Source organism: Aureimonas sp. SK2 (assembly GCF_029813115.1).
Classification (GTDB): Bacteria; Pseudomonadota; Alphaproteobacteria; order Rhizobiales; family Rhizobiaceae; genus Aureimonas.
In genome coordinates, this window is record NZ_JAPZDS010000011.1 from 63,131 (window position 1) to 78,470 (window position 15,340).

Below are 15,340 nucleotides of genomic sequence, written 5' to 3' on the forward strand. Positions count from 1 at the left end.
CCGCGTCCCCCGTCATTTCCAGTTCCACGCCATGCCATCTTGAAGACCGCCGGACCGAAGCGCCGACGGCCATGTCTGAGCCCCCGGATCACGTGAAGCACGTTCGCGTGCCGGGGGCAAAGGCAAAGGTCGGTCAGGGAACAATAAACGCCTGCCTTACGGTCCCGGCGTCAGCCAGCGGACGGGATTTCCGCCGGCCGCCCCGTCGGCACGATCAGTCCCGACGCGCCGGCCAGGACGTCGTCGCGGAGCGTGAGCCCCAGAAGGCGGTGGCGTTCGAACGGGCCGGGCATCGACAGGCGAGCGGCCGCCTCGGCCGAGAAGCCGAAGCGCTCGTAATACGGGGCGTCGCCCACCAGCACGATGGCGCCGTGCCCGCGCCAGCGGCTTTCGGCGATCGCCCGGCGCATCAATGCCGATCCGATGCCGAGCCCCTCGCAGCGCGCGGAGACGGCGAGCGGCCCGAGCAGCAGCGCCGGCACATCCTCGCCCGCGCGCGTGCCGGCCGAGACGTTCCAGAGGCGCACGGTGCCCAGGAGCTCGCCCTGATCCGATTCGACCACCAGCGACAGGCCTTCGGCGGGAAGGCGGTCGCGGCGGATCGCCTCCGACGACTTGCGGCGCCGGTTGGGACCCATGGCGGCGTCGAGCAGCGCCTCGCGCGCGGCCTCGTCCGAGGCGGTCTCGGCACGCAGCGCGAAGGCGGGCGGCAGAAAGGGGAGGTCGGCAAAGAGTTGCGAGCGCGCGAACATCGGCGTTCATCCTCCGGGCATGGGGACGAGCGAGAGCGCGGCGCTCCGATGGAGGAGCGCCGGCGACGGGCCTCCCGGCACGCGGGCGCGCCGGGACGGATGTTCAGGATGGGACGGGCGGCCCGCCGTCAGATGACGTAGGAGCGGAGCGGCTCGAACCCGTTGAAGGCGACGGCCGAATAGGTCGTCGTGTAGGCACCGGTGCCCTCGATCAGAACCTCGTCGCCCACCGTCAGCGAGATCGGCAGCGGGTAGGGGGTCTTCTCGTAGAGCACGTCGGCCGAGTCGCAGGTCGGCCCGGCGATGACGCAGGGCTCCATGCGGTCGTGGTCGCGCGCCGTCACGATCGGATAGCGGATCGCCTCGTCCATCGTCTCGGCGAGACCGCCGAACTTGCCGATGTCGAGATAGACCCAGCGGTTCTTGTCCTCGACCGACTTCTTCGAGACCAGAACGACCTCGGCTTTGATGACGCCCGCGTCGCCGACCATGCCGCGGCCCGGCTCGATGATCGTCTCCGGGATCTTGTTTCCGAAGTGGCGTCGCAGCGCCGCGAAGATCGAGCGGCCATAGGCCTGGGCCGACGGCACGTCCTTCAGGTAGCGCGTCGGGAAGCCGCCGCCCATGTTGACGAGCGTCAGCACGATGCCGCGCTCGGCAAGCTGGCCGAAGACCATGGCGGCGTCCGCCAGCGCCTTGTCCCAGGCCTCGGTGTCGCACTGCTGCGAACCGACATGGAACGAGACGCCGGTGGCGACGAGGCCGAGGTCGCGGGCGTGGGTCAGGACGTCGATCGCCATCGCCGGCACGCAGCCGAACTTGCGCGACAGCGGCCACTCGGCACCCTCGCCGTCCGTCAGGACGCGGCAGAAGACGCGTGCGCCGGGCGCGGCGCGGGCCACCTTCTCGACCTCCTCGACGCAGTCGACGGCGAAGAGCGACACGCCGAGCGCGTGGGCGGCCGCCACGTCGCGCTCCTTCTTGATCGTGTTGCCGAAGGAGATGCGGTTCGGCGTCGCGCCGGCGTCCAGCGCCATCTCGATCTCGGCGACGGAGGCGCAGTCGAAGGACGAGCCCAGCGAGGCCAGGAGACGCAGGATCTCCGGCGCGGGATTGGCCTTCACGGCATAGAAGATGGAGCTGTCCGGCAGCGCCTTGCGGAACGCGCGGAAATTGTCCTCGACGATGTCGAGATCGACCACGAGGCAGGGGCCGGCGGGACGGCGGGTGGCGATGAAGTCGAGAATGCGCTGCGTAGCCATCGGAAGCTCCGGTTAACCATGAGGTTGACGAGGAGCGCACGCATTCGTTCCCACGAGCGGCCGATGGAGACCCCGCCCATGAAGCGAACGCGAAACGCGACATATGCGGACCCGACGACGGCGAGAAGCCGACATAAGATCCGAAGAGTCTGCCGTGGATTGGAGAGCTACGCTCGCCGCACTTCGGGCAAGGAAGGTGTGCCTCTGCAGTATTCCCGGCTATGGAGACCAGGAGAGACCAGAAAGGCCCTCACCGTCGTTGCTTCAAGGCGTCCACGATTTCGCCAGCAGCGAAACCGACCTGGAGACGAACTCCAGTGACCGACCCGGTGATCTCCGCATTCGAAGGTCCGGGGGACGCCCACAGGCACGTGCGACATTGGGCAAGGCGGGATATAGGCAGGGCGTCTGTCATACACAACAGAAAAAATGCCCCTCGCGGCGGTTTTTGAAATTGCGCTGGACTTCGGTCCATCATGTCGTCAGACGGCAACACCGGTCAGCTTCGCACACGAAAGATATGCCGATGGACACCCTGACCCGCATGCGCGCCTTTCTTGCCGTGGTGGAGAACGAGGGCTTCTCGGCGGCCGCGCGCAAGACCGGCCGATCCAAGGCGCTTCTATCGAAGTACGTGCGCGAGCTGGAGGACGAACTCGGCGTCCTTCTCGTCAATCGGACGACGCGGCAGGTCGCGCTGACGGCGGCGGGCGAGGTCTACGTCTCGCGCGCCTCGGCGATCCTGGCCGACCTCGAGACCCTCAACGAGGAAGCGCGGGAGGCGACGGGCGAGGCCAAGGGCACCCTGCGCGTGACGGCCGCGCGGACGTTCGGTGACGCCGAACTCGGCCTCAGCCTCGTGGAGTTCTCGGCCGCGCACCCGGACATCTCGCTCGATCTCCATCTCAACGACAGCTTCGTCAATCTCCTGGAGGAGAATTTCGACGTCGCTATCCGCATGACGCGGCTGACCGATTCCGCGATGATCGCCCGGCGCCTCGGCTCGCTCGACTTCACCATCTGCGCGACGCCGGAATTCCTGGCCGCCCACGGCACGCCGACCCATCCGAGCCAGATCTCGCGCATGCCGGCCGTGATCGATTCCAACGCCAAGGTCCTCTACAACTGGACCTTCAAGGATCCGAAGACGGGCGACCCCATCCCGATCAGCGTTTCGGGACGGTTCTCCGCGAACTCGCCCTACACGGTCCGGGCGGCGACGCTCGCAGGGCTCGGCATCGCCATGCTGCCCGAGTTCGTCGCGCGGCCGGAGATCACCGCGGGGCGGCTTGTTTCGGTGCTCGACGACTTCGTCCCGAAGGACGCCGGGATCTATGCGGTGTTTCCGCACCGTCGCCATCTTCCCGCGAGAACGCGCGTCTTCGTTGACTTCTTGGCAACCTGGTTCCGTAAGAATAACCCGGGCCGGGACATCAGCGCCGCCGCCTGACGCAAGGGATCCCGGCATCATCCAGAATGCCGAGGGTCCGCATGCGTCCGATCACCAAGCTTCTCGCCGCCGCCCTGTTCCTCGGGGCCGGATCGATGGCCCATGCCGGCGTTCAGGCGCGCGAAACGGTGTTCATCGGCGACTACGAACCCGGCACGATCGTGGTGATGACAGGCGCGCGCCAGCTCTTCCTCGTCACGGGCGAAGACACGGCCCTTCAGTACGACATCGCCGTCGGCAAGCCGAGCGAGCAGTGGTTCGGCACGAGCTGGGTGTCCAAGAAGCGTCTCAACCCGACCTGGGTGCCGACGCCCTCCATGCGCGAGAAGAAGCCGAGCCTGCCCGCCTCCATGGGGCCGGGGCCGAACAACCCGCTCGGCAAGCGTGCCATGAATCTAGGCTGGGGCACCTATCGCATCCACGGCACCAATTCGCCGAACTCCATCGGCTCCGCGGCCTCCGCCGGCTGTTTCCGCATGCGCAACGACGACGTGATGGACCTCTTCGAGCGCGTCCATGTCGGCGCGCGGGTCGTCGTCCTCCAGTGAGGCTCGGAGCCCTTCTCCGCACTTTCGCCTTGGTTTAAGCGTCGTTCCCGGTCGAGAGCGAACCGGGGACGAGCATGCGGCGACCTTCCATCCTGACCGGAACCTGCGCCGCCGCGCTTCTGGCGGCGTGCCTGCCGGCGTCCGCCCACCCCCACGTCTTCGCCGATTCGCGCATGGAGATCGTCGGCACCGCCGACGGCATGCTCTCCTCGGTCCGCAACATCTGGCGCTTCGACGAGCTGTTCTCATCCAGCGTCGTCGTGGACTTCGACAAGAACGGCAACGGCACCTTGGACGACGACGAGGTCCAGGCCGTGGCCGAGACGGTGCGCCAGTCGATCGCCGAATGGGACTTCTACACGTTCGTCAGCATCGGCAATCGCGACCTCAAGCTGACGCCTCCCGCCGACATCCGTGGTCTGTTCGACCACGGGCAGCTCCTCCTGTTCTTCGAGATGAAGCCCACCGAGCCCGTGGACCTGAAGGCCGCGCCCGTCACCTTCTCCGTCTATGACGAGTCCTATTTCGTCGCCTTCGACTTCGCCGACGAAAACGCCTTCCAGCTCCTCGACCTGCCCAAGACCTGCACCAAGGCCTATACGCGGCCCGATCCGGACGAGGACGCCAGCGAGTGGATGAATTCGGTGTCGATGCTCAAGCCCGGCCAGTCCATTCCCGAGGACGGCGTGAACTTCTCGCAGCTTCTGGCCACACGGGTGGACGTCTCGTGCAAGGCCGGCTGACGCGCCTCGGCGCGGCCGCCGCGCTGCTTCTCGTCACGGCCGCCGCGGCGCATGCCCAGTCCTCGCTCGGCATCGGAAATGCCGAGGTGACGAGCGCGCCGTCCGGCCCGTTCGCCGGGTTGTTCGCGGAGATCCTCGCCGTCCAGCGCCAGTTCTTCGTGGAACTGCGCCAGGCCCTCGTGGCGTTGCGCGACGGGCAGGGCGGGTTCCTTTGGCTCGCGGGCCTCTCCTTCGTCTACGGCGTGTTCCACGCGGCGGGGCCGGGACACGGCAAGGCCGTGCTCTCGTCCTACATGCTGGCCAACGAGGTGGCGCTCAGGCGAGGCGTCGTCCTGTCCTTCGCCGCGGCGCTGGTCCAGGCGCTGTCGGCTTTGGTGGTCGTCGCGCTGGGCTGGTTCGTGCTGCGCGGGGCGAGCCTGTCGATGACCGACCTCGCCTTCGGGCTGGAGCTTGGTTCCTATGCCATGATCGCGCTGGTCGGCGCATGGCTTCTCCTGCGCAAGGGGTGGCCGCTCCTGCGCTGGACCGTTTCGCGCGCCCGCGCCCTGGCCCCCGCGCCGCGCAACGGCCTCGCCTTCGCCGGACGGGGCACGTTCACGCAAGTTCCAACGCAGCCCACCACGTTACGTGCGTCGGGCGGCTATGGCGCCGAGATCTGCGACGATCCGGCAGGCGACGCCTGCGACTGCGGCCGGCCGCATATCCTGGCGGCGCGTGACCTTCAGGGGCCGTCCTTCTCCTGGCGCACGGCGCTCGCGACCGTCGTCGCGATCGGCCTCCGGCCCTGCTCGGGCGCCATCGTGGTTCTGACCTTCGCCCTGATGAACGGGCTCTACGGCGCGGGCGGCCTTTCGGTTCTGGCCATGGCGCTCGGCACCGCCATCACGGTCTCGGCCATTGCGGCGCTGGCCGTCTCCGGCAAGGGGCTGGCGCTTCTGGCGGGGCGGATCGGAGGCTGGGGGCGGGGGCTGCGCGCCGGCCTGGAAGTGGCCGGCGCGATGCTTCTGATGGCGGTCGGGCTCGGCCTTTTCCTGGCTTCGCTGCCGCGCTAGCGCGCGTCGCGATACTGCCGGCAGGCGTCGCCGAAGGCCTCGAAGATCGCGCGCGAGGCGGGGTCCGAACTCGCCCAGTATTCCGGATGCCACTGGAGCCCAAGGGCAAAGCCCTTCGCGCCCGAAACCGACACCGCTTCGACCGTCCCGTCGGGCGCGCGCGCCTCGACGCTGAGGCCGTTGGCCAGGCGGTCGATCGCCTGCCGGTGCAGGGAGTTCACCTCCACCGCGCCGTCGCCGACGATCGCCGCCAGCCGCCCGCCGGGCTCGACGGACACGGGGTGGCGCAGCGCGAAGCGCGCGTCCTGTTCGGGATGCGTCGGAGCGCGGTGGTCCATGCGTCCGTCGAATTCCTGGATCTCGGTGGCCAGCGATCCGCCCAGCGCCACGTTAAGCTCCTGGTGGCCCCGGCAGATCGCAAGAAGCGGGATGTCGCGCTGGAGCGCCAACCGGATCAGCGCCTCGGTCAGCCGGTCACGTGCCGGATCGAAGGGCTCGTGCGCGGCGGTCGGCTCGACGCCGTAGCGACCGGGATGGACGTTGGAGGCCGATCCCGTGATCAGGACCCCGTCCACCCGGTCGAGCACGGTTCCGATCGCGGCCTCGTCCAGAAGCGCGGGTACGATGATCGGCACACCGCCGGCGGCGCTCGAAATGGCCGCGAGATAGGTGGACGGGGCGGCATGCCATTCGTAGTTCTCGAACCGACGGGTATCGGCGGGGACCGCGATCAGGGTGGGCGCGTCGGGCACGGGAACAGTCCTCGTCGGGGCAGGGATGGTTCGCCTTCCGCTAAACCTGCGTTTGCCGCACCGCAAGGCCCGGTCAAGCAGCACGCGATTTACTGTCGGCATCGAACACCGCCCACCAGATCGGGTGCGTGGGGCGTTTCCGAAAGGGGCGGCCCGATGCTTCCAGAAGGAAATGCCATGACGCCCGTCCTCTCGATCGGCTCGCTCAAGACTTCCGGTTCCACCACGCTCGCCCTGACGCTCGCCGGCGTCGCCGCCGCGGCCGACATTCCCGTCGTGCTGGTCGATGCCGGGCGCGACAAGGACCTCGTGGACTGGGCGGCCAAGCCGGGCTGCCCGTCCCTCTGCACGGTCGAGGTGGCCGACGACGAGATCACGCTGGAGCGCGTTGTGCGCGCCGCCCGCCGCCGCGGCGACCTCGCCATCATCGATGCCGGCGACAATGCCGAGATGATCCGCGCCGGCGCCCGCCTGTCCGACCGCGCGCTGATCCCCGTCCGCTTCTCGCCGCTTTCGGCCTATGCCGCGCTGGCCACCGACCGCCTGCTCGCCACGGAGGCCGACAAGGGCCGTCGCGGCCGCGACTGGGCGTTCGTCGCCAGCGCCGTCACCACCATCCCGAGCCGCGTCGCACGCAGCATCGAGGGCATGATCGCGCGCTCCGACACCGCGCGGCTCGAGGTCGGCCTCGTGCTGCGCGCGGCCTACGAGGCGCCCTTCCTGCACGGCGGCACGCTGTTCAACCTCGGCGAGGACCTCGTGCCGGGCATCGAGCGCGCCCGCACCGAAGCGGCGACCATCGCCTACGAGATCGGCATCCTCGGCCACGACGTGGACGCGGCCACGGTGATCCGCGAGAGCGGCTCCTTCGAGGCGGCCGCCGCCGCGGCCTGAACCCCCTTCTCTTTTCGGAAAAGCTCGGCGGCCTCTTACGGGGCCGTTTTGCTGTTCGCGGGCGGTGACCTCGGGCGGCCGGCGACTTAAGTTCCCGCCATGCGAGACACCGACAGTTCCAACGCCCGCACCGCCCGCCCGATCACCCGCGAATGGCTGTTCCGGGCGGCGAGCCATTACCTCGAACGCTACGCCTCGACGGAAGCGAACCTGCGCCGCGTGCTGGAGCGAAAGGTGATGCGGCGTGCCCATCTGCGCGGGGAGGAGCCGGGCGAGTTCGAGCCGTTGATCGGGGAGACTGTGGCGCGCTTCGTGGATCTCAAGCTGATTGACGACCGCAGCTTCGCCGAAGCGCGTCTCGCCTCTCTGCGGCGCCGAGGCACCTCCCTTCGTCAGACGGCCGCCAAGCTCGCGGAAAAGGGCGTCGATCGCGAGACGGTGGCCACCGTCCTGGCCGGCGACGAGACGGACGAGGCGGAGGCCGCCCGGCGGCTCGCCAAGCGCCGGCGCCTCGGACCGCACCGGCTGCGGGACCGTGCCGAGCGTCGGGACCGCGACATCGCCGCGCTCATGCGCGCCGGATTTTCCTATAAGCACGCGTCCGATGCGATCGACGGAGAAGCCGATAGCCAGGACTGAACCAGGAACCCTTCCCCATGGCCTCCGTTGGTGACCCGAACATCATCAATGGCGGACAGGTCGTCGAGGCTTCGGTCTCGGATCCGGCATGTCCGTGACCCGAAGGGAAACCATCCGATGCCCAGCATCCGCGACGCCAAGATCGCCATTCTCGCCACCGACGGCTTCGAACAGTCGGAACTGATGCAGCCGCTGGAGAAGCTCCGCGCGGCCGGCGCCACCGTCCATGTCGTGTCCCTGAAGGAAGGCTCGATCAAGGGCTGGGATGAGACCGACTGGGGCCAGAGCGTGCCGGTGGACAAGGTTCTGTCGCAGGTCTCCGTGTCCGACTACGACGCGCTGGTCCTGCCGGGCGGCCAGATCAATCCGGACAAGCTGCGCGCCGAGGAGAGCGTCGTGTCCTTCGTGCGCGACTTCTACAATTCCAAGAAGACGCTGGCGGCGATCTGCCACGCGCCCTGGCTGCTGGTCGAGGCCGACGTGATCAAGGGCCGCGACGTGACCTCGTTCAAGTCGATCAAGACGGACGTCGTCAACGCAGGCGGGCGCTGGCACGACGAGGAGGTCGTGACGGACCAGGCGCTAATCACCTCGCGCAACCCGAACGATCTGCCGGCCTTCATCGCCAAGATCATCGAGGAGGTCGAGGAAGGCCGCCACGAGAAGCGTCAGGCCGCCTGACGGCGGGGCTTCAGAGCACTGGGGAACGGGGCGCTTCGGCGCCCCGTTTTCATGACGGGCGTTGCGTTCGGGCGATTGTCACCCGCCCGGCTTCCCGTATAACAGCAGCGAAACACGCCGTGGCGGAGAGGATGAGAGCGTATGGCCGAGGATCAGGGCTACGAGTGGAAGGGCACCACGATGGACTACGCCGAGCATGACAGGACCTATATGGGGTTCCTGGCTCTGGTGAAGTACGGGACGATCGCGGTGATCGCCATCCTGATCGGCATGCTGGCCGGCCTGATCGCGGGCGCGGGCATCATCATGAGCGTGCTCGCCGCCGTGATCTTCTTCGCCGTCGCCAGCTACCTTCTCGGCGGTTCCACCGAAGCGAAGCACGATCGCCCGGACCTGAAGACGCATCACTGACGTCCGACCGCTCGAACGCGAAAAAGAGGCCCGCACATCCATGCGGGCCTTTTTCGTATCCGCCCTTACGGCTTGTAGATCACCGCCACGGGTTCGGCTTCCTCCAGCGTCAGCCGCGCGACGCCGACCGTCGCGTTGACGCCCTCCTGGACCTGAAGGCTGGTCGGCTGCAGGGTGAAGCCGCGATCCGGGCCGCCGATCAGCGACTTGGCCCCGACGCCCACCGCGAAGGACGCATCGACGCTCGTGCCGAAATAGCGGCCCGCGAGCGACCGCGGCTGACCGGGCTCGAAGCTTGCCGCCAGCACCGACCAGGTCATCAGCGTGCGGCCGGTGATGCCGAGATCGACGCCATAGGTGTCGAGCGTGCCCACATAGGTTTCGCTGGCGCGCGTCCGGCCGAACGGGATGTAGTTGCAGAGCACCGTCTCGCTGGACGACACGACCTGGTTGATCGTGCCCTGGCTCCTGCAGACGAGCGTTCCGACCTTCACCCCGGCTTCTGCGGCGGAGGGAAGGGCGGCGGCGGAGGCAAGCGCGAGGGCGGAGAGGAGGATCTTCTTCATGGCATGTCACTCGACTGCTAACGCTGGGATGCCGCGTTAACCCTATGCCATGTCGATTGGTTTCCGCCCGCGCCCTGCCGCGCCCGTCACGAAAGGTGACGGGCTGAAACGTCAGGCCCCGGTGCCGCCGGCCGAGCCGCGCGTGCGCGCCACGCCGTCCTTGGCCGGCTGGTAGTTCGGGTCGAGCGAGGCGGCGTGCGCGAAGGAGCGGTAGGCCTTCGCCCGGTCGCCGCGCGCTTCCAGGACGAGCCCCTGCGTCGCCCAGAACTCGGCACGCTTGCCGTCGAGCTGGATGGCGCGGTTGATGTCGTCCGCCGCGTCCTCGACGTTGTTGAGCGCGAGATAGGAGACCGCGCGGCCGGAATAGGGCTCCGGCGCGTTGGCGTCCATGGAGATCGCGGTCGCGAAGTCCTCGATCGCCTGCCGGTGCTGACCGTCGAGCTGATACAGGAGGCCGCGGTTGTGATAGGCGCGCGGGTCGGTCGTATTGAGGTCGATGGCCCGCTGGAAGTCGCCCAGCGCCTCGCGGTTGCGGCCGGCGACCCGGTAGATGTTGCCGCGGCCGATATAGGCGGAATCGTAGTTCGGGTTGATCCTGAGCGCCTGGTTGTAGTCGGCGACGGCCTCGGCGTTCTGGTTGGTCTGGCGCAGAACCAGCGCCCGGTTGGCGTAGGCCTGGTAGAAGTTCGGATCAAGCTGGATCGCGGTCGTGAAATCCTCGATCGCCCGCTTGTTGTCGCCCGAGCGGCCGTAGGCGATGCCGCGCACGTTGTAGGCTTCCGGGTTGCGCGGATCGGCGTTCACCGCGGCGGTCAGCGAGGAGATGTTCTCCGCCGAGCCCTGCGCCTGGTCGATGCTGATGGCCTGGAGGGTCGGGCCGCTCTGGCAGCCGGCGAGCGAAAGCAGAACGGCCCCGCCGAGGATCGGGAGGAGACGGCTGCGGCGCTGGTCGAGGAGGAGCGAGGTCACGCGGCGAAGGTCCTTCAGAAGTGTCGGTTCGGCAAGGCGCATGCGCAGGACGGAGCCGTCAGAAAGAGGGCGGAACGACGACGTTGCCAGGGAATTCGCGGCGCGTGGCAGGGAAAGTCGGGCCGTGATGCGTCCATGCCACGTTCCCGGCCGGTTTGTGAAGCGGTTTCAGGTGTTTCCCGCCTTCGGCCCCAGCCTGGCGCCAGCGTCGGGACCGGCCTCCGGCCGAAGCTGCGACAGGGTATGGGTGATGGCCCGCACCGCGAGAACCGGGTCGAGTTCATCGGCGGTCGCAACGTCCTCCGACGTCCGATCCGGAGCTCGGCGCGGCAGCGTTGCCATACGCTGGAAGAAGTCGGCCGCCGACACCGCGGCGATCGCCTCGCGGCAACGGCCGAGCTCGCGCTCCAGCGCGGCCTGGTCCGCGACCGGTCCGATGGCGGCGGCCGCGAGCCGATGCGCCCAGTGGCCGATCACGGCGAAGCGCAGCCGTCCGATGCGCGCCGAGCGGCGCCGCTGGCCCGATGCCCAGGTCCGCCCGAGGGGACGGCTGGCGGCCAGGATCGCGGCATGGTGCCGGTCGAGCGCGCGGGAAATGGCGTAGATGCGCCATTCCGAGGCGTTGCCGTCGAGCCTCTCCCGCACGACCTCCATGAGCCGGTCGAGATCCTTCAGGAAGGCCGCGGCGGCCCGGCCGGTGGCGGCGCTCGTCCGCTGGGGGAAGACGAGAAACGAGACCAGGATGCCGGAGGCCGTTCCGATCACCGTTTCCTCGAGGCGGAGGACGAGGAGGTCCGGGGTGAAGTTTCCGAGCAGGCCGTAGACCAGCGACAGGGTGACCGTCATGAAGAAGGTCATCGTTCCGTAGGACGCCTGTAGGAAGAAGAAGGCCAGGAAAACGCACACCGCCGACAGGATGAGGCTCGCGGCGACCGCGCCGTGCAGGAGCGTCGCCACGACCATGCCGACTCCGATCCCGGCCGCCGTGCCGCCGGCCCTCGCCAGACCGCGAACGGCCGTATCGCCGCGCGACTGGACGTTGGTGAAGACGAGAAAGGCCGTCAGCACCGCCCAGAACCAGCGGTCGGCGGACAGCCACATGCCGCCCGCCATGGCGAGGGCGCAGGCCAGCATCACCTGGAGCGCCAGGCGCGTCGCGTCGTCCTTCCAGAAGGGCGCCCTGCCTCCGGAGGCCGCAGGCGGGCGCATGGATGCGGCGCCGTCTGCCAGATCCGCATCGGAGAGTTCGGCGGCCGCCCGGCGAAGGCGCCGCCGCAGCCGCGCCAGACGTCGAAGGCTCTCGGCGAGGTGACGGCGCGTCGTCGCGTCGCCGATGCCCTGCGACAGCGCCTCGTCGATCACCGATTCCAGTGCGAGATTGAGGTCGAACAGTTCGATCGCCAAGGGAGCGGCCGAGGGCGACGCCTCGCCGCGTTGCGGCTCGTCCGGCAGCATGGCCTCGACCATGCCCAGCGCATCGCGCACGCCGTCATGCGCGGAGCGGACGCTCCGCCGCCTTCGCTCCGTCCAGCCCTTGCGCCCGCCCTCCCGGATCAGCGTCCCGACATGGCCGATGCGGTGGTCGACGCTGGTCAGGGCTCGGCGGAGGTCCGCCAGCGGCCGATCGGGAAAGATCACTTCGCGCACCAGATACGCGGCAGCTCCCGTCACGACGATCGCCAGCGCGATGCCGGGTATATCGGGGAGGGAGGGTCGGAAGTAGGCGCCGGCGAAGCTCGCCATGAAGGAGAACATGCCGACCGCGGTCCAGCGCGGACCCCAGCGGCGCGCGTACACGGCCGCGAACGCGACGACCAGGAAGAAGCCGTCGACGAGGCGCGGCTGCGACACCAGCACGGCACAGAGGGACAGCATCGCGAACCCTGCCGCACCCGAGATGACTCGCGTGCGAAGGCGGCCGGCCGGCGACGGGTCCCGGATCGCGACGACCCCCTGAATGGCGAAGAGCAAGCCGGCGGAAAAGGCGGGCGGCGTCAGCGTCACGAGGGTGGTGGAGATCAGGGTCAGGCAAGTCAGAACCAGGGCGGCGGTAAGCGTGACGCGCGAGGCCATCCGGACCCGAACGAGTCCGGGATCGGCAGCCATCAAACGCGCGCTCAGTTCACCCAACGTCACCTTGCCTCCGGCATCTTGCGAAAATCGATCGTGCAAGACAGGAATCATGTCGTCCCCGCCCTGGAAAACCAGCCGGTCGCTCCATTTTACGTCCCAACCACCGGCTTCGTGCCGGAAGGGACATCACACCGCCGCTGGGCAAGCGGTCGAGTCATAGGTGGAGTAAATCAAGATGGTCGATGTCGTCGATCGCAGTGCATACGCGGCTGCGCCGCTCAAGCGCATTTCCTGGGGTGCCATCGTCGCAGGGACGATCCTTGCGCTGGTCTTCCAGGTGATGCTCGCGCTTCTTGGGCTCGGCATCGGCCTCGCAACCCTGGACCCGCAGAACAGCGGCGATAATCCGGCCCTGTCGACCTTCACCTCGGTCGGTGGGATTTGGGCGGTCTTGACCGTCCTGATCGCGACCTTCCTCGGCGCGTTCGCAGCCGCTCGCTTCGCCGGCAGCGTCAACAAGCGCGATGCCGCCCTGCACGGCATCACCACCTGGGCAACCGCGACGCTCGTTGCCGTGTATCTCCTGACCAGCGGTGCTTCGGCGCTGGTGACGAGCACGTTCGGCGCGCTGGGCTCGACCGTGTCGTCGCTCGGCTCCGCTGTGCAGGCCGTCGTGCCGAACTCGCTCGACGCGCTGCCGCCCGAGCTGCAGAACCAGGCACGCCAGCTTCTTGCCCGCGGCGAGGATCAGGCCCAGCAGGCGGCGGGCGAGGTGCAGGATCAGGCCCAGCAGGCCGCCAACGAGGCGCGTCAGGCGACCGGCCAGCAGGATCTCGGTTCCGCCGTGTCGCAGATCTTCCAGGGTCTCGGCCAGGATGCCACGCCGCAGCAGCGCAGCGCCGCCGTGCAGCTGATCGCCTCGCAGGCCAATATCAGCCAGGCCGAGGCGGAGCAGCGCCTGAACCAGTTCCAGCAGCAGTACGACCAGGCGGTCGAGCAGGCGCGCCAGGCGGCGGGCCAGGCCGCCGATGCGGCGTCCGGCGCGGCCTTCGGGGCGTTCGTCGGCCTGCTCCTCGGCCTCATCGCGGGCGCCGTCGGTGGCATCGTCGGCCGGACCAAGCGCGCGGTCGGCTACTATCGCGATTGATCCTCGTCTCACCGGCGAGTTCGGGGGAAGGGAGGGGCACGCCCCTCCCTTTTTCATGTCATCGATCCATGATGTCTGCGCCTCGGACCGGCGTTCGTTCAAGTTTTCGGGATGCGCGTCGGGGGGCGGGGCGAAGCAACGATGAAGGTCGGAAAGCGGCCGAACCTGTTTGAACCGATTTTAATATGGGCATCTGCTTGTTCCCCGCTTTACGGGAGCTCGGCTCCTCCGCATGACAGCGGCAGTTCCGGCGCGGCCGGACGTTGCACATCAGGGAAGGGCAGAAGAGCCGATGTTGAGAACCGAAACCGTCCGGAAGATCCTCTCCTGGTACGAGGGCGAGACGCCCGGTCTGAAGTCCAATCTCTCTCGCCTGCTGATGCACGGTCGGCTGGCCGGCACCGGCCGTCTGGTGATCCTTCCGGTCGATCAGGGCTTCGAGCACGGTCCGGCGCGCAGCTTCGCGCCCAATCCCGTCGCCTACGATCCGCACTACCTCTACAATCTCGCCATCGAATCCGGCGTGTCGGGCTACGCCGCACCGCTCGGCCTCTTGGAGCAGGGCGCCGACACGTTCGCCGGCGAGGTGCCCCTCATCCTCAAGCTCAACAGCGGCAACTCCCTGGTCAACAAGCAGGACCAGGCGCTGACCGGCACGGTCGAGGACGCCTTGCGGCTCGGCTGCGTGGGCGTCGGCTTTACGATCTACCCCGGTGCGGACGACTCCTACGACATGATGGAGGAACTGCGCGAGATCACCCTTCAGGCGAAGTCGCGCGGCCTGATGACCGTCGTCTGGTCCTATCCGCGCGGCGGCAAGGTCACCAAGGAAGGCGAGACCGGCCTCGACATCATCGCCTATGCCGCGCACATGGCGGCGCTGCTCGGCGCGACCATCATCAAGGTCAAGCTGCCGACCGACCACATCGATCTCGGCGACGCCAAGTCGAGCTACGAGAAGAACGAGATCCCGCGCGCGAATGCGGCCGACCGCGTCCGCCACATCATGCAGGCGTCCTTCGCCGGCAAGCGAATCGTGGTGTTCTCGGGCGGCGCCGCCAAAAACACGGCCGAGCTTCTGGACGAGGTCCGCGCCATCCGCGAAGGCGGCGGCAACGGCTCGATCATCGGCCGCAATTCCTTCCAACGCAGCAAGGACGATGCGCTGAAGCTCCTGGCGGAAGTCATGGACATCTACGCCTGAGGAAGTCCTGCAGGCCGCCGCCCGCGGCGGCTTGCCCACAGGGGCGGGGGAGATTGCCGCTTACGTCAAGGAGGCGCAAGAGTCCCGTCATCGATTTGCAGCCGACGCGTGTGCCCTGGTCGTCTGGCGGACGAGACCGCGACTCAACCCGAAATCTTAACGAATTTCAGGAGTTGCGGCGATTTGGCGGCGAAAAC

Annotated in this window: 16 protein-coding genes; 10 read left to right on the forward strand and 6 right to left on the reverse strand. The window is 68.3% G+C overall.

The window, feature by feature from the left end; all coding sequences use genetic code 11:
* Positions 1-170 precede the first annotated feature (170 nt).
* Positions 171-752: an N-acetyltransferase gene (locus tag O5O54_RS14740; RefSeq protein WP_279482573.1), complete on the reverse strand. Its 582-nt coding sequence runs from the start codon at positions 750-752 to the stop codon at positions 171-173.
* A 128-nt stretch (positions 753-880) separates the two neighbouring features.
* Complete coding sequence (gene odc2, locus O5O54_RS14745; RefSeq protein WP_279482574.1) at positions 881-2,014, reverse strand: ornithine/lysine decarboxylase; 1,134 nt, start codon at positions 2,012-2,014, stop codon at positions 881-883.
* A gap of 526 nt (positions 2,015-2,540) precedes the next feature.
* On the opposite strand from odc2, the gene O5O54_RS14750 reads away from it, so the two are divergent.
* The 4 genes from O5O54_RS14750 to O5O54_RS14765 all read left to right on the forward strand — a co-directional run bounded on the left by O5O54_RS14750 (position 2,541) and on the right by O5O54_RS14765 (position 5,807).
* On the forward strand, positions 2,541-3,464 hold the full coding sequence (locus O5O54_RS14750; RefSeq protein ID WP_279482576.1) for a LysR family transcriptional regulator: 924 nt from the start codon (positions 2,541-2,543) through the stop codon (positions 3,462-3,464).
* Positions 3,465-3,505: 41 nt separating this feature from the next.
* Positions 3,506-4,012, forward strand: a complete 507-nt coding sequence (locus tag O5O54_RS14755) for a L,D-transpeptidase (RefSeq protein WP_279482577.1) — start codon at positions 3,506-3,508, stop codon at positions 4,010-4,012.
* A 74-nt stretch (positions 4,013-4,086) separates the two neighbouring features.
* Complete coding sequence (locus O5O54_RS14760) at positions 4,087-4,755, forward strand: DUF1007 family protein (protein ID WP_279482578.1); 669 nt, start codon at positions 4,087-4,089, stop codon at positions 4,753-4,755.
* Positions 4,740-5,807, forward strand: a complete 1,068-nt coding sequence (locus tag O5O54_RS14765) for a nickel/cobalt transporter (RefSeq protein WP_279482579.1) — start codon at positions 4,740-4,742, stop codon at positions 5,805-5,807. The genes O5O54_RS14760 and O5O54_RS14765 overlap by 16 nt, the downstream gene beginning before the upstream one ends.
* On the opposite strand, the gene O5O54_RS14770 is transcribed toward O5O54_RS14765, so the two are convergent.
* Positions 5,804-6,559: a gamma-glutamyl-gamma-aminobutyrate hydrolase family protein gene (locus O5O54_RS14770; protein WP_279482580.1), complete on the reverse strand. Its 756-nt coding sequence runs from the start codon at positions 6,557-6,559 to the stop codon at positions 5,804-5,806. The two genes, O5O54_RS14765 and O5O54_RS14770, sit on opposite strands and share 4 nt — an antisense overlap.
* Positions 6,560-6,736: 177 nt before the next feature.
* On the opposite strand from O5O54_RS14770, the gene O5O54_RS14775 reads away from it, so the two are divergent.
* The 4 genes from O5O54_RS14775 (at position 6,737) to O5O54_RS14790 (ending at position 9,184) form a co-directional block, all read left to right on the forward strand.
* On the forward strand, positions 6,737-7,453 hold the full coding sequence (locus O5O54_RS14775) for a chromosome partitioning protein ParA (RefSeq protein ID WP_279482581.1): 717 nt from the start codon (positions 6,737-6,739) through the stop codon (positions 7,451-7,453).
* Positions 7,454-7,552: 99 nt separating this feature from the next.
* The gene (locus O5O54_RS14780) at positions 7,553-8,092 is read left to right on the forward strand and encodes a regulatory protein RecX (RefSeq protein WP_279482582.1); all 540 of its coding nucleotides are present in this window, start codon (positions 7,553-7,555) and stop codon (positions 8,090-8,092) included.
* Positions 8,093-8,209: 117 nt separating this feature from the next.
* Complete coding sequence (locus O5O54_RS14785) at positions 8,210-8,773, forward strand: type 1 glutamine amidotransferase (protein WP_279482583.1); 564 nt, start codon at positions 8,210-8,212, stop codon at positions 8,771-8,773.
* 141 nt (positions 8,774-8,914) lie between these two features.
* Complete coding sequence (locus O5O54_RS14790) at positions 8,915-9,184, forward strand: aa3-type cytochrome c oxidase subunit IV (protein WP_279482584.1); 270 nt, start codon at positions 8,915-8,917, stop codon at positions 9,182-9,184.
* Between the two features lie 65 nt (positions 9,185-9,249).
* Here O5O54_RS14790 and O5O54_RS14795 read toward each other — a convergent pair whose 3' ends face one another.
* The 3 genes from O5O54_RS14795 to O5O54_RS14805 all read right to left on the reverse strand — a co-directional run bounded on the left by O5O54_RS14795 (position 9,250) and on the right by O5O54_RS14805 (position 12,825).
* The gene (locus tag O5O54_RS14795; RefSeq protein WP_279482585.1) at positions 9,250-9,750 is read right to left on the reverse strand and encodes a DUF992 domain-containing protein; all 501 of its coding nucleotides are present in this window, start codon (positions 9,748-9,750) and stop codon (positions 9,250-9,252) included.
* A 111-nt stretch (positions 9,751-9,861) separates the two neighbouring features.
* Positions 9,862-10,761 (reverse strand): tetratricopeptide repeat protein, encoded by a 900-nt coding sequence (locus O5O54_RS14800; RefSeq protein WP_279482586.1) that lies wholly within the window; start codon positions 10,759-10,761, stop codon positions 9,862-9,864.
* Positions 10,762-10,887: 126 nt separating this feature from the next.
* The gene (locus O5O54_RS14805; RefSeq protein WP_279482587.1) at positions 10,888-12,825 is read right to left on the reverse strand and encodes an FUSC family protein; all 1,938 of its coding nucleotides are present in this window, start codon (positions 12,823-12,825) and stop codon (positions 10,888-10,890) included.
* A 202-nt stretch (positions 12,826-13,027) separates the two neighbouring features.
* Here O5O54_RS14805 and O5O54_RS14810 point away from each other — a divergent pair, with 202 nt between their 5' ends.
* Both O5O54_RS14810 and O5O54_RS14815 read left to right on the forward strand, forming a co-directional pair.
* The gene (locus O5O54_RS14810) at positions 13,028-13,939 is read left to right on the forward strand and encodes a PhnA-like protein (RefSeq protein ID WP_279482588.1); all 912 of its coding nucleotides are present in this window, start codon (positions 13,028-13,030) and stop codon (positions 13,937-13,939) included.
* 292 nt (positions 13,940-14,231) lie between these two features.
* Positions 14,232-15,143, forward strand: a complete 912-nt coding sequence (locus tag O5O54_RS14815) for a class I fructose-bisphosphate aldolase (RefSeq protein WP_279482589.1) — start codon at positions 14,232-14,234, stop codon at positions 15,141-15,143.
* Positions 15,144-15,340: the final 197 nt, after the last annotated feature.

What these genes read in the sequence shown, in the direction of transcription:
- O5O54_RS14740 (WP_279482573.1), bottom strand. Translation starts at nt 752, where the DNA reads ATGTTCGCGCGCTCGCAACTCTTTGCCGACCTCCCCTTTCTGCCGCCC.
- odc2 (WP_279482574.1), bottom strand. Translation starts at nt 2,014, where the DNA reads ATGGCTACGCAGCGCATTCTCGACTTCATCGCCACCCGCCGTCCCGCC.
- O5O54_RS14750 (WP_279482576.1), top strand. Translation starts at nt 2,541, where the DNA reads ATGGACACCCTGACCCGCATGCGCGCCTTTCTTGCCGTGGTGGAGAAC.
- O5O54_RS14755 (WP_279482577.1), top strand. Translation starts at nt 3,506, where the DNA reads ATGCGTCCGATCACCAAGCTTCTCGCCGCCGCCCTGTTCCTCGGGGCC.
- O5O54_RS14760 (WP_279482578.1), top strand. Translation starts at nt 4,087, where the DNA reads ATGCGGCGACCTTCCATCCTGACCGGAACCTGCGCCGCCGCGCTTCTG.
- O5O54_RS14775 (WP_279482581.1), top strand. Translation starts at nt 6,737, where the DNA reads ATGACGCCCGTCCTCTCGATCGGCTCGCTCAAGACTTCCGGTTCCACC.
- O5O54_RS14780 (WP_279482582.1), top strand. Translation starts at nt 7,553, where the DNA reads ATGCGAGACACCGACAGTTCCAACGCCCGCACCGCCCGCCCGATCACC.
- O5O54_RS14785 (WP_279482583.1), top strand. Translation starts at nt 8,210, where the DNA reads ATGCCCAGCATCCGCGACGCCAAGATCGCCATTCTCGCCACCGACGGC.
- O5O54_RS14790 (WP_279482584.1), top strand. Translation starts at nt 8,915, where the DNA reads ATGGCCGAGGATCAGGGCTACGAGTGGAAGGGCACCACGATGGACTAC.
- O5O54_RS14795 (WP_279482585.1), bottom strand. Translation starts at nt 9,750, where the DNA reads ATGAAGAAGATCCTCCTCTCCGCCCTCGCGCTTGCCTCCGCCGCCGCC.
- O5O54_RS14800 (WP_279482586.1), bottom strand. Translation starts at nt 10,761, where the DNA reads ATGCGCCTTGCCGAACCGACACTTCTGAAGGACCTTCGCCGCGTGACC.
- O5O54_RS14805 (WP_279482587.1), bottom strand. Translation starts at nt 12,825, where the DNA reads ATGGCTGCCGATCCCGGACTCGTTCGGGTCCGGATGGCCTCGCGCGTC.
- O5O54_RS14810 (WP_279482588.1), top strand. Translation starts at nt 13,028, where the DNA reads ATGGTCGATGTCGTCGATCGCAGTGCATACGCGGCTGCGCCGCTCAAG.
- O5O54_RS14815 (WP_279482589.1), top strand. Translation starts at nt 14,232, where the DNA reads ATGTTGAGAACCGAAACCGTCCGGAAGATCCTCTCCTGGTACGAGGGC.